This is a genomic window from Pseudomonas saponiphila (genome assembly GCF_900105185.1).
GTDB classification, from domain to species: domain Bacteria; phylum Pseudomonadota; class Gammaproteobacteria; order Pseudomonadales; family Pseudomonadaceae; genus Aquipseudomonas; species Aquipseudomonas saponiphila.
Genome location: NZ_FNTJ01000001.1, coordinates 2,850,789 through 2,874,980, shown reverse-complemented (window position 1 = coordinate 2,874,980; position 24,192 = coordinate 2,850,789). Strand labels below are relative to the sequence as shown.

22 protein-coding genes are annotated in these 24,192 nt (G+C 66.6%); 17 read left to right on the top strand and 5 right to left on the bottom strand.

The annotated features are described in order from the left end of the window. Positions 1-118: 118 nt before the first annotated feature. From BLV47_RS13490 to BLV47_RS13475, 4 genes are all read left to right on the top strand, one after another. On the top strand, positions 119-997 hold the full coding sequence (locus BLV47_RS13490) for a transporter (protein ID WP_092314286.1): 879 nt from the start codon (positions 119-121) through the stop codon (positions 995-997). A 24-nt stretch (positions 998-1,021) separates the two neighbouring features. Continuing rightward, positions 1,022-2,185, top strand: a complete 1,164-nt coding sequence (locus tag BLV47_RS13485; RefSeq protein ID WP_092314284.1) for an MFS transporter — start codon at positions 1,022-1,024, stop codon at positions 2,183-2,185. 57 nt (positions 2,186-2,242) lie between these two features. Further along, positions 2,243-3,364, top strand: coding sequence for a class II histone deacetylase (locus BLV47_RS13480; RefSeq protein ID WP_167365659.1), 1,122 nt, complete (start codon positions 2,243-2,245; stop codon positions 3,362-3,364). A gap of 357 nt (positions 3,365-3,721) precedes the next feature. Further along, positions 3,722-3,973 (top strand): hypothetical protein, encoded by a 252-nt coding sequence (locus BLV47_RS13475; protein WP_092314280.1) that lies wholly within the window; start codon positions 3,722-3,724, stop codon positions 3,971-3,973. A 9-nt stretch (positions 3,974-3,982) separates the two neighbouring features. On the opposite strand, the gene BLV47_RS13470 is transcribed toward BLV47_RS13475, so the two are convergent. After that, on the bottom strand, positions 3,983-4,951 hold the full coding sequence (locus BLV47_RS13470; protein WP_092314278.1) for a helix-turn-helix domain-containing protein: 969 nt from the start codon (positions 4,949-4,951) through the stop codon (positions 3,983-3,985). Positions 4,952-5,268: 317 nt separating this feature from the next. Here BLV47_RS13470 and BLV47_RS13465 point away from each other — a divergent pair, with 317 nt between their 5' ends. Genes BLV47_RS13465 through BLV47_RS13445 form a run of 5 tightly spaced genes read left to right on the top strand, consistent with a single transcriptional unit; the run spans position 5,269 to position 11,230 of the window. Beyond that, positions 5,269-5,802 carry a 2,4'-dihydroxyacetophenone dioxygenase family protein gene (locus BLV47_RS13465; protein WP_092314276.1) on the top strand — a complete coding sequence of 178 codons (534 nt, stop codon included), beginning with the start codon at positions 5,269-5,271 and terminating at the stop codon, positions 5,800-5,802. Positions 5,803-5,835: 33 nt separating this feature from the next. Continuing rightward, positions 5,836-7,107: an MFS transporter gene (locus tag BLV47_RS13460; protein ID WP_092314274.1), complete on the top strand. Its 1,272-nt coding sequence runs from the start codon at positions 5,836-5,838 to the stop codon at positions 7,105-7,107. Further along, positions 7,104-8,168 (top strand): 2,3-butanediol dehydrogenase, encoded by a 1,065-nt coding sequence (locus BLV47_RS13455; protein ID WP_092314272.1) that lies wholly within the window; start codon positions 7,104-7,106, stop codon positions 8,166-8,168. Before BLV47_RS13460 ends, BLV47_RS13455 begins: the two co-directional genes overlap by 4 nt. 51 nt (positions 8,169-8,219) lie before the next feature. Continuing rightward, entirely contained in the window at positions 8,220-9,521 is a 1,302-nt protein-coding gene (locus BLV47_RS13450; protein ID WP_092314270.1) for a carbohydrate porin, read from the top strand. A gap of 35 nt (positions 9,522-9,556) precedes the next feature. Continuing rightward, on the top strand, positions 9,557-11,230 hold the full coding sequence (locus BLV47_RS13445; RefSeq protein ID WP_092314268.1) for a GMC family oxidoreductase: 1,674 nt from the start codon (positions 9,557-9,559) through the stop codon (positions 11,228-11,230). A gap of 9 nt (positions 11,231-11,239) precedes the next feature. Here the strand turns inward: BLV47_RS13445 and BLV47_RS13440 are convergent, their stop codons facing one another. Then, a complete protein-coding gene (locus BLV47_RS13440) occupies positions 11,240-12,331 on the bottom strand; it encodes a DUF1176 domain-containing protein (protein WP_092314266.1) in 1,092 nt (363 codons plus the stop codon). A 125-nt stretch (positions 12,332-12,456) separates the two neighbouring features. Continuing rightward, positions 12,457-13,386 (bottom strand): 4-hydroxyphenylacetate catabolism regulatory protein HpaA, encoded by a 930-nt coding sequence (gene hpaA, locus BLV47_RS13435; protein WP_092314264.1) that lies wholly within the window; start codon positions 13,384-13,386, stop codon positions 12,457-12,459. A gap of 197 nt (positions 13,387-13,583) precedes the next feature. On the opposite strand from hpaA, the gene BLV47_RS13430 reads away from it, so the two are divergent. From BLV47_RS13430 to hpaI, 8 genes are all read left to right on the top strand, one after another. Beyond that, positions 13,584-14,243 carry a fumarylacetoacetate hydrolase family protein gene (locus BLV47_RS13430; protein ID WP_092314262.1) on the top strand — a complete coding sequence of 220 codons (660 nt, stop codon included), beginning with the start codon at positions 13,584-13,586 and terminating at the stop codon, positions 14,241-14,243. Between the two features lie 9 nt (positions 14,244-14,252). Then, positions 14,253-15,053 (top strand): fumarylacetoacetate hydrolase family protein, encoded by an 801-nt coding sequence (locus BLV47_RS13425; RefSeq protein ID WP_092314260.1) that lies wholly within the window; start codon positions 14,253-14,255, stop codon positions 15,051-15,053. Next, positions 15,054-16,514 carry a 5-carboxymethyl-2-hydroxymuconate semialdehyde dehydrogenase gene (gene hpaE, locus BLV47_RS13420; RefSeq protein ID WP_092314258.1) on the top strand — a complete coding sequence of 487 codons (1,461 nt, stop codon included), beginning with the start codon at positions 15,054-15,056 and terminating at the stop codon, positions 16,512-16,514. It begins immediately after the preceding gene. 53 nt (positions 16,515-16,567) lie between these two features. Next, the gene (hpaD, locus tag BLV47_RS13415; protein WP_092314256.1) at positions 16,568-17,419 is read left to right on the top strand and encodes a 3,4-dihydroxyphenylacetate 2,3-dioxygenase; all 852 of its coding nucleotides are present in this window, start codon (positions 16,568-16,570) and stop codon (positions 17,417-17,419) included. 135 nt (positions 17,420-17,554) lie between these two features. Next, positions 17,555-17,944 carry a tautomerase family protein gene (locus BLV47_RS13410; protein ID WP_092314254.1) on the top strand — a complete coding sequence of 130 codons (390 nt, stop codon included), beginning with the start codon at positions 17,555-17,557 and terminating at the stop codon, positions 17,942-17,944. Between the two features lie 446 nt (positions 17,945-18,390). Continuing rightward, a complete protein-coding gene (locus tag BLV47_RS13405; RefSeq protein ID WP_092314252.1) occupies positions 18,391-19,698 on the top strand; it encodes an MFS transporter in 1,308 nt (435 codons plus the stop codon). A gap of 2 nt (positions 19,699-19,700) precedes the next feature. Then, on the top strand, positions 19,701-20,504 hold the full coding sequence (hpaH, locus tag BLV47_RS13400) for a 2-oxo-hept-4-ene-1,7-dioate hydratase (RefSeq protein ID WP_092314250.1): 804 nt from the start codon (positions 19,701-19,703) through the stop codon (positions 20,502-20,504). 10 nt (positions 20,505-20,514) lie between these two features. Further along, positions 20,515-21,315 carry a 4-hydroxy-2-oxoheptanedioate aldolase gene (gene hpaI / locus BLV47_RS13395; protein ID WP_092314248.1) on the top strand — a complete coding sequence of 267 codons (801 nt, stop codon included), beginning with the start codon at positions 20,515-20,517 and terminating at the stop codon, positions 21,313-21,315. Positions 21,316-21,605: 290 nt separating this feature from the next. Here the strand turns inward: hpaI and BLV47_RS13390 are convergent, their stop codons facing one another. Both BLV47_RS13390 and BLV47_RS13385 read right to left on the bottom strand, forming a co-directional pair. Beyond that, positions 21,606-22,748 carry a glycerate kinase gene (locus BLV47_RS13390; protein WP_092314246.1) on the bottom strand — a complete coding sequence of 381 codons (1,143 nt, stop codon included), beginning with the start codon at positions 22,746-22,748 and terminating at the stop codon, positions 21,606-21,608. A 222-nt stretch (positions 22,749-22,970) separates the two neighbouring features. Then, complete coding sequence (locus BLV47_RS13385) at positions 22,971-24,101, bottom strand: sugar diacid recognition domain-containing protein (RefSeq protein ID WP_092314244.1); 1,131 nt, start codon at positions 24,099-24,101, stop codon at positions 22,971-22,973. Positions 24,102-24,192 lie beyond the last annotated feature (91 nt).

The following is a 24,192-nucleotide window of genomic DNA, read 5'->3' as shown; positions in this document are numbered from 1 at the left end:
ACTGACTTGCGCCGTCGCGTTTGACGGCCACGGGCAGCCTTTGCCTGTTTTTTGCCCCACTGCCGTGTGCCGGCGAGCCGTTCGCCGAATAACAACACCTACAAGAGACGCACCGCCCATGACAAGGATTCCGACCCGTACCGCCCTGGCCCTGGCCCTGGCTGGCGCCCTGGCCAGCCTGTCGCTCAACGCCGCGGACCTCAACGCCCGGGACTTCTTCGCCGCCCCCGCGGGCACCAGCCTCGGCGTGCTGTACCTGCCCGCCACCCGCGCCGGCGATTTCCACGGCCCGGCCGACAGCAGCGGCAAGGCCGATCTGCGGATCAACGCCATGGCCTACCGTCAGGTGTTCTTCAGCGACCTGTGCGGCACCCTGTGCACCCCACAGTTCATCGTGCCCTTCGCCGACATCAGCGCCCGCCTGCCCGGCGCCGAGCACCGCAGCAGCGAAAGCGGCTTCGGCGATCCCCAGGTCGGCGGCACGCTGTTCTTCATCAACCAGCCGCAAACCCGCACCTACAGCGGCCTGCTGACCCTGGTCACGCTGCCCCTGGGCGAGTACCACAGCCGCAACCCGGACGTGTCACCCGGGGCCAACCGCTGGGGCGCGACCTTTGTCTACAACTACACCCAGGGCCTGGGTGAAAAATGGGTGCTGGAAGCCAACCTCGAAGCCCAGCTCTACGGCAGCAACAACGACTATCTGGGCAGCGACCTCAAGCAGGACCCGCTCTATCGCCTGCAAGCCTTCGCCTCCTACGACTTCACCCCCTCAACCTATGGCGCCCTGCGCCTGATCCACGCCGACGGCGGCGAACTGCGGATCAACGACCGGCGCATCGACGATACCCACAAGCGCTACACCCAGGTCGGCTTCGAGCTCGGGCACTGGCTGGACAAGCAGAACCAGCTGCTGTTCAGCCTGTCGCAAAACGTCGCCACCGAGAACGGCTTTGCCGGCACCGATGCCCTGCTGCGCCTGGTCCACGTGTTCTGAACCCCTTGCCTGCGGAGCCTGTCCATGACCACCCGGAACCCCACCTTGAGCGTCACCTCACACCTCAACCACCCGCCTCTGGGCCTGCTGGCGGCCATCGTGCTGTTCGCCGCCATCACCCCCGCGGTGCTGTTGATGGCCCCGGCCATCGCCGCGCAACTGGCCAGCCAATGGCAATTGAGCCCGACCCGGATCGGCGACCTGTTTTCCGCCGAGCTGGGGGCCATGAGCCTGGCCACCCTGCCAGCCATCTGGTGGCTGAAACACATCGACTGGCGCCGGGCGGCGTTGTGCAGCGCCCTGCTGTTCATCGTCGCCAACCTGCTGTCGATGCTGGCCCATGACTATTCGCTGTTGTTGATGGCGCGCTTTGGCAGCGCCCTGGCCGGCGGCTCGCTGATGATCATCTGCCTGGCCAGCGCCGCCGCCAGCCCCACGCCCAGCCGTGCCTACGGCTTCTGGGTGATGGGTCAACTGGTGCTGGGGGCCATCGGCCTGAGCCTGCTGCCCATGCTCTTCCAACGCTTCGGCCTGGGCGCCTGCTACCTGATCCTGGCGCTGCTGATGACCCTGTGCCTGCCCCTGGTCCGCTGCTTTCCGGCGGGGGCGGCAGGCCCTGGCGCCGACGCGCCGCCGGCACCGGCGATCTCCCGACTCAAGGCGGGCCTGGGGATTCTCGGCATCCTCACCTTCTACATCAGCCTCAGCGGGGTCTGGACCTTTATCGGCGCCATTGGCAGCCAGTCCGGCCTCTCGGCCCAGACCAACGGCGACATCCTGGCCATCGCCACCCTGATGGGCATCGTCGGGGCGCTGTGCGCCACCCTGTTCGGCGACCGCCTGCCCCGCGGCGTCCTGCTTGTGCTGGGCTACGGCCTGATGGCGGGCTCGGTGCTGCTGCTTCTGGACCAGCCCCGGCTGGCGCGTTTTGCCCTGGCGGCGCTGGTGTTCAAGTTCACCTGGACCTTCATCCTGCCGCTGATCCTGGCGCGCATGGCCGAGATGGATCGCAGCGGCCGGCTGATGAATGCCTCCAATCTGGTGATCAGCGCCGGGCTGGCCATAGGCCCGACCCTCGCCGGGCGCCTGATCGAAAGCAGCGGCGGCTTCCAAGGGCTATTGCTGGGGGGCGCGCTGCTCACCCTGGCGTCCCTGGCCTTGGTACTCGGTTGCCGTACCCCGCGCTAGCCAGCCGCGAAGCGCCCCGGCCAGCACTCCTCTTTTCCCTGAAAAATGGACATCACCATGACGAGCAAAACCGCGTTCCTCTTCGATGAACTCTGCCTGTGGCACAGCGCCGGCCCCCATGTGCTGACCCTGCCGGTGGGCGGCTGGGTGCAACCGCCGTCCGCCGCCGGACACGCCGAATCCCCGGAGACCAAGCGCCGCCTGAAAAGCCTGATGGACGTCAGCGGCCTGACCCGACAATTGCAGGTGCGCAGCGCCCCACCCGCCAGCGAAGCGGACCTGCTACGGGTCCACCCAATCGACTACCTGCAACGCTTCAAGGCCCTGAGCGATGCCGGGGGTGGCCACCTGGGGGAAGAAGCACCGGTAGGGCCTGGCAGCTATGAAATCGCCAAGCTGTCCGCCGGCCTGGCCCTGGCGGCGGTAGACGCCGTGCTCAGCGGCGAAGCCGAGAATGCCTATGCTCTGTCGCGGCCACCGGGACACCACTGCCGCGCCGACCAGGCCATGGGCTTCTGCTTTCTGGCCAATATCGCCATCGCCATCGAAGCCGCCAAGGCCCGCCACGGGCTGGGCAAGGTGGCGGTCATCGACTGGGATGTGCACCACGGCAACGGCACCCAGTCGATCTTCGAGGAGCGGGCCGATGTGCTGACCCTGTCCCTGCACCAGGACGGCTGTTTTCCGCCGGGCTATGGCGGTGAACACGAACGCGGACGCGGCGCCGGCCTGGGCTGCAACATCAACGTGCCGCTGCTGCCCGGTGGCGGCCATGACGCCTACCTGTACGCCATGGAGCAGATCGTGGTGCCGGCCCTGGAGCGCTTCGAACCCGAGCTGATCATCGTCGCCTGCGGCTATGACGCCAACGCCGTGGACCCATTGGCGCGGATGCTGTTGCACAGCGACTCGTTCCGCGAGATGACCCAGTGCCTGCGCAACGCCGCCGAGCGCCTGTGCCATGGGCGCCTGGTGCTGGTGCATGAAGGCGGCTACTCCGAGGCCTACGTGCCTTTTTGCGGGCTGGCGACCCTGGAAGCGCTGTCGGGCATCCGTACCGCGGTCCAGGACCCGATGCTGGAGTTCGTGCGCCAGCAGCAGCCCAAAGCGGAGTTCACGGCCTTCCAGCGCCAACTGCTGGACCGTCAGGCCGCGGCCCTGGCGGCCGCCGCTCGCTGACCCACCCTGCTTCCTCCCGGGGCTGATGTTCACCGGCATGACGCCGGGCATCAGCCACCGCCTGCCTCGTAGCATCTCCCCGCGTCATCACCCCACGCCAAGAGCAGCGGTCCGACACATGCACCGCGACAATGGCCAAAGGTTTCCTATTCTCTCCTCGACAACCTGACCCACAGGTCCAGTTCCTCGCCACTCCTTTCCAGAAGAAACCTCGCGTGCCGCAGCGACGCGCCATTGCCTTCGCAACCGGGTGTGTCGCGCGTCGGGACCTGTCCGTCTGCTAGTCCGCCTTCCCCGGTTACCGGGATTTTGCGCTGATCGGGGGCTTGCCTGTTCGCTGAGACAAAGGAGATGTCCATGCACCGCAAGACCAAGGATTACCTCGACGAGATCGACTTCTGGCAGAAGGCCCGCGCCCGCCTGTTGCAGCAAGCGGCGCAGCTTCGCAGGCATCAGGGTGACGCCGTCACACCGGATGTTTCCAGGGCGCTGCTGGACGATCTGTTGCACAAGTGTGGCCTGGATACCCTGCGCCGCGCTCGCGACCGGGCTGGGCAGCACGGACCGGAAACGACCGGAAACCCGCCACCGCGCGACCCGCTGGACTGAATGCCCCGGCTAAGCCAGCCCCCGGCTCCGGGCCTGGCTGGGAGTCAGCTGAAAGCGCGCCTTGAAGGCCCGGGCAAAATGCGCCTGGCTGGCAAAACCATGGCGATAGGCGACCTCGCTGATATCCAGCCCTGCCCCCTGGCGGCTGCACAGCAACTGGCGGGCCAGTTGCAGGCGCCTGTCGAGAATGAAGCGGCTCGGCACCAGGCCCTCCAGGGCAAACAAGCGGGCCAGGTGCCGGGTGGAAATGCCGGTCTGGGCCGCCACCCGCTCGCAACTCAGGGCGGGGTCGGCCAACTGCTCATGGATGCATTGCTTGGCCGCCAGCAGGTAGGAGGCACTCAGGGCATTGATCGGCCGCTGCCCGGCCTGCCCGGCAATGATGCTGGCGAGCAGTTCGAAGGCCTGGTCCTGGTAGGCCTCTGCGTCCTCGCACAACGGCTGCTGGAAAAAGGCCCGGGTACGTTCCCCCAGGGTGCGTAGCAACAGGCGCTGGACCCCGCTTTCGCTGCTGACCCGCAATGGCCGGTCGAAGCGTTTCAAGCAGCGCTCGGCAAACTGCTCCTGGGGTATGTCGAAGATGAACTGGCGCATCGCCCCGGAGAAACCGAACAGGTAGGGTTTGTCGGTGCGATAGACCACCAGTTCCCCCGGTTGCAGCACCTGGCAGCTGCCGTCCTGGTAGAAGAACGACCCGCTGCCGGTGACCAGGGACACAAAGACCGACTCCTTGGGCACGCCGCGAATCATCGAGCTGTCGCGCTCCACCACGTGTTCGTTGCCGACAATGCGCGCCAGGCGCATGGCGCTCAGTTGCAGGTTGTCCTGGCGGGCAGCGAAGCCGTCTTCGGCGTAGGAGTTGCACTTGAGCCCCACCAGGGTCGTGGCGTTGTAGTCCTCCCAGAAACTCAGGCGCTGTTCCGGGTCGACGGCCTGGGTGCTGGCATGCCGGGTTTCGAGCAAGGCGCATGGAGACATTGTTGTTCTTCTCATGGGCGGCGGGATATTCCCCGGACGGCAAGGCCGCGTCCGGACACCTGAGGCCACATGCATTGCGGGCCACGGCCATTCATTAACATCTGAATCATATGACCTGTCAACTCGAAACGTGGTGGCCACAGGCGGCCCCGGCAGCCTTGTCGGCGGCCGGAAAACAGCCCGTCTGAAACAGGCAAGCAACCGGTCCGATCCGGTCAAACCGACGCCCCGCAACCGGCCTACAGTCGTCCTCGCAACCTCCACGGCCGCCCTGCCCGGCGGCCCAGGCTCCCCCATAACGACAAACGAGGCCGACCATGCCCGAAGCCGCCCACGGTGAATTCTGGAAAGACTTGCAACCCATCGCCCACTGCTTCAAGCCCGACGCCAAGCCCGAGGTCTACCTGCCGGACGCCGCCAGCGACGACCTGAGCCTGTACGTGCCCTTCACCGCAACCGTGTCCTCGCGGCCCCTGTGGATTTCCCCCAGCGAGAACCGCTGGTGCGACATCCTCATGGCCCGCAGCGCCGGGCTGGTGAACCGCCATTACCACCCCCACGAAGTCTTCGCCTACACCCTGTCCGGCAAATGGGGCTACCTGGAACACGAATGGACCGCCCGCGCCGGGGATTTCGTCTACGAAACCCCGGGCGAAGGCCACACCCTGGTGGCCTATGAGCATGAACAACCGATGCGGGTGTTCTTCATCGTCAAGGGCCCGCTGATCTGGCTCGATGAACACGGCGAGCCCGACGGCTATTTCGACGTGCATTCCTACATCGCCCTGTGCCGCGAGCACTACGAAAAGATCGGCCTGGGCGCGGCCCATATCGACACCCTGTTTCGCTGACCTGCGCCGCTCACGCCTCCTCGGAGAACCACCATGGCTTATAAAAACAACAAGGCCGGTTACGAGAACACCTTGCTCGGGGTGCTGTTCCTGACCTTCGGCTTCGTCTTTTTCGATCGTCTGGCGCTGTCCTTCCTGTTCCCGTTCATGGCCGACGAACTGCAACTGAGCAACCGCCACCTGGGCATGCTGTCGTCGGTGCTGGCCCTGGCCTGGGCGCTGTCCGGGGCCCTGGTGGGCGCCTGGTCGGACCGCAGCGGCAGGCGCAAACCGCTGCTGATCGTTGCGGTGCTGCTGTTTTCCCTGTGCTCGGCCCTTTCCGGGCTGGTCACCGGCTTCCTCAGCCTGTTGCTGTTTCGCGCCATCATGGGCCTGGCGGAGGGGCCGATCCTGCCGCTCTCGCAATCGCTGATGGTGGAAGCCTCGTCGCCCCAGCGCCGGGGCCTGAACATGGGCCTGCTGCAAGGCTCGGCGGCCGGGCTGCTGGGGGCGGTGATCGGCCCGCCGGTACTGATCGCCCTGGCCGAGGCCTATGGCTGGCGCCATGCCTTTATCGTCTCGCTGATTCCCGGCCTGCTGATCGCCCTGCTGATCTGGCGCTACGTGCACCCCGACCCGTCAGCGGCAGAGCCGCGGACGCACGCCGCGCCAGGCAACAACGGCGGACAGCGGCTGGCCCTGCTGAAAAGCCGCAATATCCTGCTCTGCACCCTGATCAGCTGCGTGTTCCTGACCTGGTTCATCATCCTCATCTCCTTTACCCCGACCTTCCTGGTCAAGGTCCGCGACTACAGCCCGGCCAGCATGGGCACGGTGATGAGCTGCCTGGGCGGCGCCTGGGTGCTCTGGGGCTTCGGCGTGCCGGCGATCTCCGACCGCATCGGCAGGCGACCGACCCTGGTGCTGTTTTCGCTGATCGCCGCCTGCTGCCCGATCGCCCTGCTCTACGCCTCGTCCCCCTGGATGCTCGGCGTTCTGATGCTGCTGACCTACACCGGCCTGGGCTGCTTCACCCTGTTCATGGCCACCATCCCGGCGGAAACCGTGCCCCGGGAAGTCATGGCCACCGCCCTGGGCATGATCATGGGCATCGGCGAACTGGTGGGCGGCTTCGTCGCCCCGACCATCGCCGGGTTCGCCGCCGACCGCCTCGGCCTGTCCATTGTCATGTGGATGTCCTGTGGCGGCGCCCTGCTGGCGGCGCTGCTGGCGCTGTTCCTCAAGGAAACCGCCCCGGCGGTGCTGGCCCGTCAACAACGCCGACAACCCAAGGGTTCTTCTGTCCTGCAAGGAAACCAGCCATGAAAGCATTGCGTTGGCACGCCGCCCGGGACCTGCGCCTGGGCCAGGTACAACTGCGCCGGCCCGGCCCCGGAGAAGTCCTGCTGCAGGTGGCCTACTGCGGTATCTGCGGCAGCGACCTGCACGAATACGCCGACGGGCCGCACTCGATTCCCCAACACGTGGCCCATCCGCTGTCCGGCTGCCGGGCGCCACTGACCCTGGGTCATGAATTCTGCGGCCAGGTCGTGGCCCTGGGGCCCGGGGTCGAGCCGAGCCTGCTGGGACAGCGGGTGGCGGTGGAGCCGGAGTATCGCTGTGGCGAATGCCAGTACTGCCGCGTCGGCCAATACAACCTGTGCGAGTCCATGGGTTTTATCGGCCTGATGGGAGACGGCGGTTTTGCCGAGCAGGCGCTGGTGCCGGCCTACATGCTGCACCGCCTGCCGGACAGCGTCAGTTTCAAGCACGCCGCCGTGCTGGAGCCAGCCGCGGTGGCCTGCCACGCCCTGAACCAGAGCAGCCTGATCGCCGGCGACAGTTGCGTGGTGTTTGGCCTGGGGCCCATCGGTCTGCTGCTGGTGCTGCTGGCCCGGCTGCGGGGCGTGGAGCGGATCTACGCCGTGGACCTGGACCCCGGGCGTCGGCGCCTGGCCCTGGAGTTCGGCGCCTCGGCCGCCCTGGACGGCGCCGACCCACAGTTGCCGGAGCGTCTACGGCAACTGAGCGACGGCGGCTGCGACACGGCCTTCGAGGCTGCCGGCAGCCAGCAGACCCTGAGCCATGCCCTGCACTGCCTGCGCAAGGGCGGTGCAGTGGTATTGGTGGGCCTGATGGGCAGCGTGCAGTTCGACGCCTTCCACCTGCTGAACAACGAGCTGCGCCTGCTCAGCAGCGTCGGTTACCGCCATGTGTATCCCGAGCTGATCGAGCTGCTGGCCAGCGGGCGCCTGGACCTGTCCCGGGTGGTGACCCGCTGCCTGGCCCTGGAGCAGGCGGTGGAACAAGGCTTTAAGGCGCTGTTGCAAGACAAGAGTCAGATCAAGGTGCTGGTCAACCCGACACCGGCCCTGGCCGAGGCCTGAGCTACAGCGTTCAACACTCAAGACAAAAACAACAAGAACCGAGTACCCGACATGAAGCCTATCCATGTGCTGTGCCCGCTGCTGGCAGCCTTGCTGCTGCCAGTGATTTGCCTTGCCGATGCCCAGCCCGCGCCCCGCAGCGGCCCGCTCTCCGGCCTGGGCGACTATCTGGCCGACCGGGGCATCACGCCCCATGTGCAGTTTCTCAGCCTGGCGATGAAGAACCTCGACACCGGCCCCCGCCCCCACAGTTTCGGCAATAGCGGCGATCTGTTCGTCGGCGCCGATATCGACCTGGGAACCTTCGCCGGCCTGGACGGCGCGGCGCTGCACTTCGAACAGACCCTGTTCATCCTCGACCAGCAGACCGGCGTACCCACCTCGCGCAACTGGCAAGGCGCCGCCGGCAGCTACTTCGGCGGTGCGCCGATCCACAACGACCTCACCAGCAACCAGTTGAGCCTTTTGACCTACCAGCAGACCTGGCTCGATGGCCGGGTCGACCTGAGCCTGGGACGGAGCAACGCCCGGCGCTACTTCTATATCTACAACTGTGAAAGCACCATCACCTGCAACGACCCGATCATCGATTCGTCCACCGGCATCCTGCCGCCGCCCTACGGCAGCTGGGGCGGCTACCTGAAGTACCGGCTGACGCCCCAGTGGTACGTGCACGGCGGCGCCTTCGAATCCAATCCAGTGGACTACCTCAAGGAGCGCAAGGGCCTGGATTTCAGTACCGACGACGCCAGCGGCACCAGCCTGCTGCTGGGCATCGGCAGCCAGAACCAAGAGGCCTACAGCGCCCATTACGAGCTCAACGGCTACTACAACACCGGCAAGCAGGTGGACCCGCTGACCGGGGCCACGGCCTTCGGCAGCGGCGGCGCCTTCTTCAAGTTCCAGCAGGCGCTGTGGCGCGCCGACACAGGCAGCGGCACCGCGCCCCAGGCCTTGCTGCTGTTCGGTTCGCTGTCGGCGGCCGCCGATGACAAGCAGCCCTTCAGCCAGTTCGCCGAGGCCGGACTGACCTATCTGGCGCCCTTCGACCGCCCCCGGGACAAGCTCAACCTCAAGGCCAGCTACCTGCGCCTCAACGATCATCAACTGCGCTTCCAGCAACAGGCACGCACTGCCAACGGCGGCGACCCGCGCCTGGGCGAGCGCAATGTCTATGCCCTGGAAGCCAACGCCCATATCGCCCTGACCCGGCAACTGGCGGTGGAGCCCAGCGTCCAGTACCTGATCAACCCGGACAATTTCTACAACCCCGAAGCCCGCGAGCTGAGCGGCAACGGCTTTGTCGTCGGCCTGCAAGTGACCCTCGACGTCGGCTCGCTGCTGGGGCTGTGAGATGGATTTCTGTGACTGCCCAGGAGGTATCCCCCATGACTGAACACTCCACGCAAACCTTCGACTACATCGTGGTCGGCGCCGGCTCCGCCGGTTGCGTGCTGGCCAACCGGTTGTCCGCCGACCCCAGGCTTCAGGTGTGCCTGATCGAGGCCGGGCCCAGCGACCGCAGCCTGCTGCCGGCGGCCTATGTGCGCACACCGGCAGGGATCATCCGCCTGATCGCCAACCCGCGCTGGAACTGGATGCACAGGTTCTGCCCCCAGCCCAGCAGCGGCGAGGTGCCGATCCCCTGCCCCCGCGGCCGGGTCTGGGGCGGCTCCAGCGCGATCAACGGCATGATCTACATCCGTGGCCATCGCCAGGACTTCGACCGCTGGGCCGCTGCCGGCAACCAGGGCTGGAGCCATGACGAGCTTTTGCCTTACTTCAAGCGCTCGGAGCATTTCGAGCCGGGCGTCGAACCGGGCGACTCGCCCTGGCACGGCCGGAATGGCGAGCTCAACGTCGCCGCACAGCGCAGCCCGAGCCCGGTCAACCAGGTGTTCTATGAAGCGGCCACGGAACTGGGCTGGAGCTACAACCCGGACTTCAACGGCCCGGAACAGGAAGGCTTCGGCCCCTTCCATGTCACCCAGATCAACGGCGAGCGCTGCAGCGCGGCCCGGGCCTTCCTGCACCCGATCCTGCAGCGGCCGAACCTGACCGTTCTGAGCAGCACCCTGACCCACCGGGTGCTGCTGCAGGGTACCCGCGCCTGCGGCGTGGAGATCAGCCAGAACGGCGAGGTCCGGCAGTTGCAGGCGCGTCGGGAAGTGGTCCTCTGCGCCGGGGCGATCAACTCGCCGCAGTTGCTGTTGCTGTCCGGCATCGGCCCGGCCGCGGAACTGGAGCGCCACGGCATCCTGGCGCGCCACCCGTTGCCGGGGGTCGGCCTCAACCTGCAGGACCACCAGGACATCGTGCTGATGTACCGCAGCGATCCCGAACTGGGTTACGGCCTCTCGCCCAGGGGCCTGCTGCCCCTGGCCCGTTCGCCCTGGCAATACCTGACCCGGCGCCAGGGCCCGCTGACGTCGAACACCGTGGAGTCCGGGGCCTTCTTGCGCCTTACGCCCGAAGACCCGGTGCCGGAGCTGGGGCTGATCGTCGCCCCGGCCCTGAAGAACCAGCCCCAGCGCCTGATTCCCGCGGGCCATGGCATCAGCCTGCACGTGGCGGTGATGCACCCGCACAGCCGAGGTCGGGTGCGCCTGAACTCCGCCGACCCGCACGACAAGCCGCTGATCGAGGCCAACTTCCTCAGCCACCCCGAGGACCTGCGCAAGCTGGTGGCCGGCTTGCGCCTGGTGCGCCAGCTGGCGGCAACCCGGGCCTTCTCCAAACGCTTGCGAGGCGAGCTGGTGCCCGGCCCGCAGGTACAGAGCCAGGAGCAGATCGAACAGTGGATCCGCCAGCACCTGGGTACGGTGTTCCACCCGGTGGGCAGCTGCAAGATGGGCCACGACGAACTGGCGGTGGTTGACGACCAGCTACGGGTCCACGGCCTGCAGGGGCTGCGGGTGGCGGACGCCTCGATCATGCCGAACCTGATCACCGGCAACACCAACGCGGCGGCGATCATGATCGGGGAAAAGGCCGCGGACCTGCTGCTGGGTACGGCACCGGCGCAACCGAACAGCGTGCCTCAAGGCGCAACATGCACTTGAAGCCGGGGCTCAGGGGCGCTTCGGCGCCTCGGCACTCCAGAGTACCGGCCAGTTGTCGTAGCCCAGGCCACTGCAATTGGGCATGCGCCGGTAGTCGGTGAGCTGGAAGGCCAGGCCGTCGAAGTGCCAGCTGGCCATTTCACCGCAGTCGCCCATCCCCCGGCCCATGAGGAAACTGCTGAGCTCGCCGGTCTCGGGGTAATAATTGAGGCCCCCGGCATGGTCGACGCTGCCGTCCGGCAATGCCTGCATCTGCAGGGGTTGCAGCGCATAGGGCGCGGTGCGCGAGCGGCTGCTGATATCGAACAGGCAGATATAGGCGCCGCAGTCGGAAAACTCGACCACCAGCGCATGCTGCGCGGTCAGGGGATAGAGCTCGATCCTCGGCGGCATGACGTAGTCGTCGTCCTCTGCAGACTTGGGCGGCGGCAAGGTTTTCTGCACCGCTGCCCGCAGCCCGCTGCGCTCTCGGGCACTGAGGGGCGTCACCCCGGGATAGGGCCGCAATGCCTTGGCCGCCTGGACCCTGGGCACCGCACTTGCCCGCTGTTCGCCGGGTGCCGCCAGGGCGCTGACCGTGCCCAGGCGTTGCTGTACCTGATCCACCCGTTGCAGCAAATCCGGCAGCCCCTTGAGCAGCACCTGAGCCGGTTCCTCTCCCGGCAGTTCCAGCACCTGCGCGGTGCGCAGGCGCGCCAGCCATTGCCGGGCCAGCGCCTGATCGTCAACCCGGTAGTACTGTTGTTCACGGGTACTGTCGGGGGCTTCCGGCTCCTGCACCAACGCCGCCAGCAAACCAGGCTCGAGCGGCTGGCCATCAAGGCGCAGGGCGGCCGGCTCGAAGGGTACGCCCTGATGCTCCAGTTGCAGTTGCAGCTGGCCCTCGGGCCCGGCCTGGCTGCGGATCAACAGCGTCAGGTGGTTGACCTGCTCGGCAAAGGCGATGTTCGGCGCGTAGAGCAGTTGGCAGTCGCGGCGGTTGTCGCAGGCGCTGATCCAGCCCTCCTGCTGCAGCCACAGCGGCGTCAGCTCCGGCAGCTCCCGGGCCAGGCACGGCGCGGCGCCAAGCACCAACAGGGACAACACAACGGCACGCAGCATGACGACGCTCCTTGTCGGACAAAGGCGCGGATTCTGCCATGGTCGCAAGGCTCCGAATACAGCCATTGGCGACGGCCTGAGCAAAGCCACGCGGCCCCCTCGGTCAACCCGGCCCTTCCCGCTTTTCAGGGCCCGGGCGCCTCGGCCACAGGCGGGTTGGTCAACCCCTGGCGCGCCCGGTACTCACCCGGCGCGATCTTGGCGTAACGCTGGAAAAAGCGGCTGAAATACGCCGGGTCCTTGAAGCCCAGCTGGTAGCAGATCTCGTTGATCGAGCTTCCGGTGAACAGCAGCAGGCGCTTGGACTCCTGCATCAACCGCTCATACACCAGGCGCTTGGACGGCAGGTCGGCGATGCGTCGGCAGACGTCGTTGAGCCTTGCTTCAGTGACGCCCAGGGCGCTGGCGTAGCGTGCCAGGGGCCAGTGCTCCAGGTAGCGGGCTTCGATCAGTTCGTTGAAGCGATGGAAGATCTGCAGGTCTTCGTGGCGTGCCGGACGGGCCTTGAGGGAGTTGGCCGAGAGCCTGAGCAGGCTGATCATCAGCAGCCGGGTCAGGGCTTCCAGGGCCGGCTCGCGCCCGGCTCCCTGCCCCGCGATCTCCTGCTGCAGCTCCTGGAACAGAGACTCCAGCCGCCGTACTTCACTGACGAATTCCGGCCCCAGCCGCGCCAGGGCCACACAGGCCGGCGGCAGCTGCGGCGCCGGGGCCAGTGCCGGGTCGGCGCCGATCAGTTCCCACACCAGTTGCTGGCGCACGGTGAGCACATGGCCTTCGCTGTCGGCCTCGGTGACGAAGGCGTGGGGGATGGTCGGTGGCGTGAGAAAGAACATCGGCCCCGATTCCAGGTACTGCTGGTCGTCGAGGTAGACCCGCACCGCGCCGCTTTGCACGTAATGCACCTGAAAGAAGCGGTCGTGGCGGTGCACCGGCATGTTGCGACCGAAGAAGCCGGCCAGGTTGCTGAGCTTGTCGTAGTGCACCTGGGCATCGGCGTAACGCTGGTCGTAGACCTGGCCGATGTTGATGTTGGGAATCGGTTGACGTGGGTTCATGGCACCCCTCTGTTGTTATTTTTCAGCAGGCAAAGCCTTGGCATCCTGCGGGATTCGCCGCTGGCCCGCCACTTCGCCATGGATTCTGCAAGCTCGTCGCTTGACGATCGTTAACATATTAAATATAACGTTAATACATTAACGAACTCGACCCGCCAGCGGCAAGCCGCCACGGGAACCAACACCAGGAGAGCCCGATGAGCCGTGCACTGAACGATCACGCCGGCGGCACCCTGTTCGGCGTTGCGCTGAACTACCAGGGGTTGCTGAACAGCCATCTGCAAAGCTTCACCCAACCGCCCTACCAGAAGCCCCCAGTGAAACCGGTGCTGTTCATCAAGACCCCCAACACCCGCAACGACCATGAAGCACCGGTGGTGTTTCCCAAGGACGTCGAACGCCTGCAACCGGGCCCGGCCCTGGGGGTGGTGATCGGCAAGCGTGCCAGCCGGGTGCGCCTGGAAAACGCCCTGGAGCATGTCGCCGGCTACACCATCGTCAACGAATTCAGCCTGCCGGAAGACAGCTACTACCGCCCGGCGGTCAAGGCCAAGTGCCGCGACGGTTTCTGCGCCATCGGCCCGCAGCTGGTGCCGGCCGCCGAGGTCAGCGATCCCCACGACCTGAGCCTGGAACTGTTCGTCAACGGCGAGCGGGTGCAGCACAACAGCACCGCCAACCTGGTGCGCAGCATTCCCCAGCTGATTGCCGAGATCAGCGAATTCATGACCCTGCATGCCGGCGACGTACTGATCACCGGCACCCCGGAAGGCCGGGTCGACGTGCGCCCCGGCGACCGAGTCGAAGTGCAGATCAGCGGCCTGGGTCGCCTCGCCAACTCCATCGTGGCCGAATAAGGAACCGACATGAAACACGCGCGCATCCGTTATCAGGGCCAGGTCCACGACGCTCGGGTCACCGGCCCCAACACCCTGCAACTGGAAGACGGCCGGACCCTGGCCGAGGATCAGGTGCAGTGGCTGCCACCGGCCGCCGGGACAATGTTCGCCCTGGGCCTGAACTACGCCGACCACGCCGCCGAACTGGCCTTCACGCCGCCCACCGAGCCTTTGGTGTTCATCAAGTCGCCGGGCACCTACACCGGCCACAACCAGGTGACCTGGCGCCCGGACAACGTCGCCTACATGCACTACGAGTGCGAGCTGGTAGCGGTGATCGGCAAGACCGCGCGCAACGTCAAGCGCGAGGACGCCCTGGAATATGTGGCCGGCTACACCCTGTGCAACGACTACGCGATCCGCGACTACCTGGAGAACTACTACCGGCCCAACCTGCGGGTGAAGAACCGCGACGCCACCACCCCGGTGGGCCCGTGGATCATCGACGCCGCCGAGGTGCCCGAGCCTAACCGGCTGACCCTGCGCACCTGGGTCAACGGCGAGCTGCGCCAGCAAGGCAGCACCGCCGACATGATTTTCGATGTCCCCTACCTGATCGAGTACCTGTCCGGCTTCATGACCCTGCAACCGGGCGACATGATCGCCACCGGCACCCCCGAAGGCCTGTCCGACGTGGTGCCCGGCGATGAGGTGGTGGTGGAGATCGAAGGCATCGGCCGGCTGGCCAACCGCATCGTCAGCGAAAGCGAATTCTTCGCCCAGCACGCCCATACACAACCCACCACCGCGGCCAAGGAGCACGCATAAATGATCAAGCACTGGATCAACGGCCGCGAAGTCGAAAGCCGTGAAGTGTTCACCAACTACAACCCCGCCACCGGTGAAGCCATTGGCGAGGTGGCCAGCGGCGGCGCCGAGGAAATCGCCCAGGCGGTGGCGGCGGCCAAGGACGCCTTCCCGAAATGGGCCAATACCCCGGCATCGGTGCGCGCCCGGCTGATGCGCCGCCTGGGCGCGCTGATCGAGGAAAACGTGCCGCGCCTGGCGGAGCTGGAAACCCTGGACACCGGCCTGCCGATCCACCAGACCCGCAACGTGCTGATTCCCCGGGCCTCGCACAACTTCGATTTCTTCGCCGAGGTCTGCACCCGCATGGATGGCCACAGCTATCCGGTGGACGACCAGATGCTCAACTACACCCTGTACCAGCCGGTGGGCGTCTGCGCCCTGGTGTCGCCGTGGAACGTGCCGTTCATGACCGCCACCTGGAAGACCGCGCCGTGCCTGGCCCTGGGCAACACCGCAGTGCTGAAGATGAGCGAACTGTCACCGCTGACCGCCAATGAGCTGGGCCGGCTGGCGCTGGAGGCCGGGATTCCCGCCGGGGTGCTGAACATCGTCCAGGGCTACGGCGCCACCGCCGGCGATGCCCTGGTGCGCCACCCGGACGTGCGGGCGATTTCCTTCACCGGTGGCACCGCCACCGGCAAGAAGATCATGCAGACCGCCGGCCTGAAGAAGTACTCCATGGAGCTGGGCGGCAAGTCGCCGGTGCTGATCTTCGAGGACGCCGACCTGGAGCGGGCCCTGGACGCCGCGCTGTTCACCATCTTTTCCCTGAACGGCGAACGCTGCACCGCCGGCAGCCGGATCTTCATCCAGGAAAGCGTCTACCCGCAGTTCGTCAAGGCATTCGCCGAACGCGCCAAGCGTCTGATCGTCGGTGACCCGCAAGACCCCAAGACCCAGGTCGGCTCGATGATCACCCAGGCCCACTACGACAAGGTCACCGGCTACATCCGCATCGGCCTGGAAGAAGGCGCGACCCTGCTGGCCGGTGGTCTGGAACGCCCGGCCAACCTGCCGGCGCACCTGGCTCGCGGGCAGTTCATCCAGCCCACGGTGTTCGCCGACGTCGACAACCGGATGCGCATCGCCCAGGAGGAGATCTTCGGCCCGGTGGTGTGCCTGATCCCGTTCAAGGACGAGGCCCAGGCCCTGCAACTGGCCAACGACACCGAGTACGGCCTGGCCTCCTACATCTGGACCCAGGACATCGGCAAGGCCCATCGCCTGGCCCGGGGCATCGAGGCTGGGATGGTGTTCATCAACAGCCAGAACGTGCGCGACCTGCGCCAGCCCTTCGGCGGTGTCAAAGGCTCGGGCACCGGCCGTGAAGGCGGCGAGTACAGCTTCGAGGTGTTTGCCGAGATCAAGAACGTCTGCCTTTCCATGGGCAGTCACCCCATCCCGCGCTGGGGCGTGTAAGGTTCAGAACCGTCCCGGATCCCCCAACAAGAAGATGTTTCAGGAGAAGCACCATGGGCGAAGTCGTCATGGCCGCCAAGGTCTGCCACGTTCCCTCGATGTACCTGTCCGAACTGCCGGGCAAGCACCACGGCTGCCGCGAGGCGGCCATTGCCGGGCACAAGGAAATCGCTCGCCGCGCCCGGGCCCTGGGGGCCGACACCGCGGTGGTGTTCGATGTGCACTGGCTGGTCAACAGCGGTTACCACATCAACTGTGGTGAAGCCTTCAACGGCACCTACACCAGCAACGAGCTGCCGCACTTCATCAAGAACATGACCTACGACTACCAGGGCTGCCCGGAGCTGGGGGAACTGATCGCCGCCGAGGCCAACGCCGCCGACGTGCGCACCCTGGCCCACAATATCCCCAGCCTGGAGCTGGAATACGGCACCCTGGTGCCCATGCGCTACATGCACATGGACGTGCCCGCCGCCGAGCACTTCAAGGTGGTGTCGATCGCCGCCTGGTGCGCCTGGCACAAGCTGGAAGACAGCTTCACCTTCGGCGCCGCGGTGCGCCGCGCCATCGAGAAAAGCGAGCGCAAGGTCCTGGTGCTGGCGTCCGGCTCGCTGTCCCACCGTTTCTCCAACGACCGCGAAGCCGAGGCCAACATCCACAACTGGACCCGGGAATTCGACAAGCAGGTAGACCAGCGGGTGGTGGAACTGTGGCAGCAGGGACGCTTTCGCGAGTTCTGCGCCATGCTCCCGGACTACGCCAGCAGCTGCCATGGCGAGGGCGGCATGCATGACACGGCCATGCTCCTGGGGCTGTTGGGCGGGCCTGACTACAACCGCCCGGCCGAGATCGTCACGCCGCTGTTCGGCAGCTCCGGCACCGGCCAGATCAACGCCATCTTCTAGAAGCAGCGGCAAGTTTCCAGCCACAAGCTGCAAGACCACATCGACAGCAGCGGCAAGTCGCCAACCTACAGCCGCAAGAGAACCCTCTTGCAGCTTGTAGCTTGCCGCCTGCCGCTGCCTCCCAAGGAGGCTCCCGTGCCGCATTTCATCGCTGAATACACCGACAACATCGAACAGGCCGCCGATCTGCCCGGGCTGTTCGCCAAGGTTCATGACTACCTGGACGCCACTGGCGAGTTTCCCCTGGGCGGCATTCGCAGCCGCGGGGTGCGCCTGGACACCTGGCGCATGGCCGACGGCAAGCATGACTACGCCTTCGTCCATATGCGCCTGCAAGTGGGCGCCGGGCGCGACCTGGCCATCCGCCGCAAAGTCGCCAAGGGCCTGTTCGAGATCATCACCGCGCACTTCGCTGCGCTGCAGGCGCAGCGCTTGCTGGCGCTGTCGTTCGAGATGAGCGAGCTGGATGCCGAGTTGAACTTCAAGCTCAACAACGTGCATCAGTTTCTGCACGGACAGGGCTGAGCATTGTGCCGGCCCTTTCGCCGGCAAGCCGGCTCCTACACAACGCCCACGCACCCCGTAGGAGCTGGCTTGCCAGCGAACAAGCCCTCAAGCCTTGTACCGGCCCTGAGTCCGCCTTCGCCGGCAAGCCGGCTCCTACACAGCGCCCACGCAACCCGTAGGAGCTGGCTTGCCAGCGAACAGGCCCTCAAGCCTTGTACCAGACCTGAGTCCGCCTTCGCCGGCAAGCCGGCTCCTACCAACGCCCATGCAACCCGTAGGAGCTGGCTTGCCAGCGAACAAGCCCTCAAGCCTTGTACCGGCCCTGAGTCCGCCTTCGCCGGCAAGCCGGCTCCTACCAATGCCCACGCACCCCGTAGGAGCTGGCTTGCCAGCGAACAGGCCCTCAAGCCTTGTGCCAGGCCTGAGCAAGCCGCCCCACACAAGAACAATAACGAGATCTCCCCATGTCCCATCCCGCAATCGCCGAAGCTCCTGTGGCCGAGGTCAACGACTGCTATCGCAAGATCACCTGGCGGCTGATGCCGCTGCTGTTCGTCTGCTATATCTTCGCCCACCTGGACCGCATCAATATCGGCTTCGCCAAGCTGCAGATGACCCAGGACCTGGGCTTCAGCGACAGCGTCTACGGCCTCGGCGCCGGGCTGTTCTTCGTTGCCTATGCGCTGTTCGGGGTGCCCAGCAACCTGGCCCTGGAGCGGGTCGGACCGCGGCGCTGGATCGCCCTGCTGATGCTGGTCTGGGGCCTGCTGTCCAGCGCCCTGATGCTGGTGGACAGCGCCTGGGGCTTCTACGTGCTGCGCTTTCTGCTGGGGGTCGCCGAGGCGGGGTTCTTCCCCGGCATCCTGGTGCTGCTCAACCGCTGGTTCCCGGCCAGCCGCCGGGGGCAGGTCACCGCGCTGTTCGCCATCGCCGTGCCCATGGCCGGGGTGATTGGCGGGCCCCTGTCGGGGTGGATCCTGGAAAGCTTCCACGACTTCGGTGGCCTGCGCGGCTGGCAGTGGATGTTCCTCATCGAAGGCCTGCCGGTGGTGCTGCTGGGGCTGGTGGTGCTCAAGGCCCTGCCGGAAAGCATCGAACGAGTGGACTGGCTGAGCCCGGCGCAGAAAACCCGGCTGCTGCAGGCGCTGCAGCAGGAAGAACAGCGCAAATCGATCACCCGCTTCAGCGGCATCCTCAGGGAGCGCCATGTCTGGTTGCTGGTGTGCATCTACTTCGCGGTGATGCTGGCGGTGAACACCATCGCCTTCTGGATGCCGACCCTGATCCATCACGCCGGCATCGCCCGGGACAGCAATGTCGGCCTGCTCAGTGCCCTGCCCTACCTGGCCGGCTGCCTGTTCATGCTGGGCATCGGCCGCTCCTCGGACCGCCTGCGCGAGCGCCGCTGGCATCTGGCGATACCGCTGCTGATGTCCAGCCTCGGCCTGATCCTCACCGGGCTGGCCCCAAGCGATCCGTGGCTGGTGATGTTCGGCCTGCTGGTGGCGGGCATGGGCGCCAGTGCCGCGCTGCCGATGTTCTGGCAACTGCCGCCGGCCTTTCTGGCCAGCAGCACCCAGGCCGCGGGCATTGCCCTGATCAGTTCCTTCGGCAGTGTCGCCGCCTTCCTCGCGCCCTACCTGATCGGCGTGGTACGCGACGCCACCCAGAGCGCCAGCCTGGCCCTCTACGCCCTGGCCCTGCTGATCGCCCTCGGCGCCTGGCTGGTGCTGCGGGTGCCGGCCCATATCGTCAACCCTCGGGAGAAATAACCATGCTCAGCCCCTCGGATATCCAAGAGGCCGCCGCGCGCCTCAATGCCGCCGAACGCAGCCGCGAACAGATCGGCCAGTTGTCCCTGCAATACCCCGACATCAGCATCGAGGATGCCTACGCCATCCAGCGCAGTTGGGTGCAGCAAAAGATCCGCGACGGCCGCAAGCTGGTGGGCCACAAGATCGGCCTGACCTCGCGGGCGATGCAGGTGTCGTCGAATATCACCGAGCCGGATTTCGGCGCTCTGCTGGACGACATGCTGTTCGATGAAGGCACGGACATTCCCTTCCAGCGCTTTATCGTGCCGCGGGTCGAGGTTGAGCTGGCGTTCATCCTCGGCAAGCCGTTGAAAGGCCCCCACTGCACCCTGTTCGATGTGCTGGACGCCACCGACTGGGTGATCCCGGCCCTGGAAATCATCGACGCGCGCATCCAGCAGCTGGACCCGCAGACCCAGGCCACGCGCAAGGTGTTCGACACCATTTCCGACAACGCCGCCAACGCCGGGGTAGTGATGGGCGGCCGCGCTGTGCGCCCGGGGGATGTGGACCTGCGCAAGGTGCCGGCGGTGCTCTACCGCAACGGCGTGATCGAGGAATCCGGGGTGTCCGCCGCGGTGCTCAATCACCCGGCCAAGGGCGTGGCCTGGCTGGCCAACAAGCTGGCGGCCCATGACGTCGGCCTGGAGGCCGGGCAGATCATTCTCGGCGGCTCCTTTACCCGCCCGGTGGCCGCTCGTCCCGGGGATGTTTTCCATGTGGACTACGATCAGTTGGGCAGCATTGCCTGCCGTTTTGTCTGAGGAGACTGCCATGGACATGCCGTTGAACCTGTTCAAGCAACGCCTGCAACACAGCGAACCGCAGATCGGCCTGTGGCTGGGGCTGGCGGACGGCTACTGCGCCGAGCTGGCGGCCAATGCCGGTTTCGACTGGCTGCTGCTGGACGGCGAACACGCCCCCAACGACCTGCGCAGCCTGCTGGCGCAGTTGCAGGCCATCGCACCCTACGCAGCCCAGGGCATCATCCGCCCGCCGATCGGCGACACCGCGCTGATCAAGCAACTGCTGGACATCGGCGCCCAGACCCTGCTGATCCCCATGGTCGAAAGCGCCGAGCAGGCGCGCCAGCTGGTGCGCGCCATGCACTATCCGCCGCTGGGGGTACGTGGCGTGGGCAGCACCCTGGCCCGGGCGTCGCGCTGGAACAGCATCGCCGACTACCTGGAGCGGGCCGATGAACAGATGTGCCTGCTGGTGCAGGTCGAGAACCTCGAAGGCCTGGGCAACCTGGATGAGATCCTCGCGGTGGACGGCGTCGATGGCGTGTTCATCGGCCCGGCGGACCTGTCCGCGGCCATGGGCCATCGGGGCAACCCCGGGCACCCCGAGGTGGTGGCGACCATCGAGGACGCCATCGTGCGCATACGCCGGGCGGGCAAGGCCGCGGGGATTCTCAGCGCCGATCAGCGCTTGGCCCGGCGCTGCATCGAACTGGGGGCCAACTTCGTCGCCGTGGGGGTGGATACCACGGTGTTGATGAAGGGCTTGCAGAGCCTGGTCGGGCAGTACAAGACCCTGGATGCCCCCACCCGCGACGGCGGGGTCTACTGACGGGCGCTGGCCGTAGGAGCCGGCTGGCCGGCGAAGGCGTTGTCGCGGACGTGGCAAGGCTTGGCGGCCTCTTCGCTGGCAAGCCAGCTCCTACATGGGGGCAGGCAGGCTCAGGCGGTGGTTCGTAGGAGCCGGCTGGCCGGCGAAGGCGTTGTTGCGGGCGTGGCAAGATCTTGCGGCCTCTTCGCTGGCAAGCCAACTCCTACGTGGGGGGGGGGGCAGGCTCAGGTGGTGGTTCGTAGGAGACGGCTTGTCGGCGAAGGCGTTGTCGCGGGCGCGGCGTGGGGTGTTTAGCGGTGGGGATTGCCCAGGCGCCAGAGGCGGGCGATGTCGGTCGCGCGTTCGCGCAGCAGGCGCGGAGCTTCGCGGCAGGCCTGCTCCAGGCTCATGGGGCCGCTGGTCAAGGCGAAGGCCGCGTCCACGCCGTGGGCGTACATCTGCTGGTAACCCTCGCCCAGGGTGCCGGCCAGCACGATCACCGGAACGCCCTGCGCCCGGGCGATCCGCGCCACACCGAACGGGGTCTTGCCGCGCAAGGTCTGGGCGTCGAAACGCCCTTCGCCGGTGATCACCAGATCGGCGCCCTGTATGGCCTGTTCCAGGCCCACCAGTTCCGCCACCACTTCCACGCCCGGGCGAAACTGCGCGCCCAGAAAGGCCTTGGCGGCAAACCCCAGGCCGCCAGCCGCACCGCTGCCGGGTTCGTCACGCACGTCCTTGGCCAGCACCTCGGCGCAGCGCTGGGCAAAATGCCCCAGGGCCTGGTCCAACTGCTGCACCTGCTGCGCTGATGCGCCTTTCTGCGGGCCGAAGATCGCTGATGCGCCCTGTTCGCCGCACAGCGGGTTGTTGACGTCGGCGGCGATTTCAAAACGCACCCGGGCCAGGCGCGGGTCCAGGCTGTCCAGCTCGATGGCGGCGAGGTCGGCCAGGGCCAGGCCGCCACGGGGCAGCATCCGCCCCTGCTGATCCAGCAACTTCACGCCCAGGGCCTGCAGGGCCCCGGCACCGCCGTCGTTGGTGGCGCTGCCGCCGATGGCCAGGATGATGCGTTGGGCGCCAGCATCCAGCGCGGCCAGGATCAATTCCCCCGTCCCGAAGGTGCTGCTGTTGCAGGCATCGCGCTGGTCCAGCGCCAGCAATTGCAGGCCGCTGGCCTCGGCCATTTCGATGATCGCGGTGTGACTCTGGGGCAACCAGCCCCAGCGCGCTTCGACCGTCGCCCCCAGCGGCCCCTGGACCGGATGGCGGCGCAGTTGCCCGTCACAGGCGGCGAGAATCGATTCCACCGTGCCCTCGCCACCGTCAGCCATCGGGCACTGACGCAGTTCGGCGTCGGGCCAGACCTCGGCCAGACCCTGGGCAATGGCCTGGGCCACGCCTGCGGCACTCAGGCTGTCCTTGAACGAGTCGGGGGCGATGATGATCTTCATGGGGTGTTCTCCGGTTCTTGTGCCGCCATGCTGCCACTTGGCGCCGGCGCTGACCCCGGGCCGCTGCACAAGTCCGAGGGCGCTTTATTGTTCATTGCTACAACCACGCAACCTCGCCTAGCGTTGCAACCGCTGCCGCAGGCGGCGAACGGGCGCGAGGGCCTTGAAGGCGATACAGGTTTGGCTGGAAATTGCCGCAGCCTCGCGCAGGCGCGGTAGCGGTTACAGGGGGTCCTGTGGAGCCGTGCTATGGGGCAGCAATTGCACCCCCAGATAAAGCGCCAGCATGCCGTCCAGGCGCAAGGGGTCGACGCCGCTAAGCTCGGCGATGCGCTCCATGCGGTAGCGCAGGCTGTTGCGATGGATACCCAGGGCGTCGGCGCAAGCCTGGCTCTGGCCGTCGTGCTCGCACCAACTGCGCAGGGTCGCCAGCAGCTGGCCGTTGCTGTCCTTGGCCAGGACCTTGCGCAAAGGCGTCAGCAATTCGTCCAGGGCATCGTCGTTGCGATGGCGCCAGAGCATCACCGGCAGGCGGTAGCGGTTGAGGGTCAGCAGCCGCGAGTCCGGCAGGATGTCGCGGCCGTAGGCCAGCAGGTCGCCGACCCGACGGTAGCAGCGGCGCAGGCCAGCCAGGCCATCGGCCTGCCCGCCGACGGCGACCCGCAGGATGTTCCAGCCCTGGGCGTCGAGTTTTTCCAGCAGCCGCGGGTTGTCCAGGCTGAGGCTCGCCGGGCGACACCAGAGCAGCGAGGTCTTCGACGAACTGACGCACCAGCTGTCCGGGTAGCGGCTCATCAGCCAACTGCTCAGGGTTTCGACGCCCTGCCCCGCGGCCTGCTCCAGGCCCAGTTCGAACAGGTAAGGCGTGCGCGCCAGTTGCGGCTTGAGGCCCATCTGCCGGGCCTCGTCCACCAGCCGCGGCGAGTCGCCGCCATCGCTCAGGAGCAGGGCCAGCAAGTCGTCGCAACGCTGGCGCCGCCATTGCTGCTCGGCCTGCTGGTGACGCTGGCCCACCAGCATCTCGGCGGTCATGCGCACCAGTTCAGCGTAGGTACGCAGCAAGGCCGGATCACCAGTGATGCCCAGCACCCCGATCAGCCGCTGGTCATGCAGCAGCGGCAGGTTGATTCCCGGTTGCACGCCCTTGAGCTGGCGCGCGGTAGGCTCGTCGATCTCCACCACCCGGCCGTTGGCCAGCACCAGTTGCGCGCCCTCATGCCGAGTATTGATGCGTTCCGGCTCGCCGCTGCCGAGGATCAGGCCCTGGCTGTCCATGACATTGACGTTGTAGGGCAGGATGGCCATCGCGCGGTCGACGATGTCCTGCGCCAGGTCATGATCGAGTTCGAACATAGGGGAAAGATCCTTGGGCATTGTTCAGTGGCACAGGGGCCGTGGCCAATCGCTGTGCGCCGGCACAAAGACAGCGACCTTGGCGTGACCG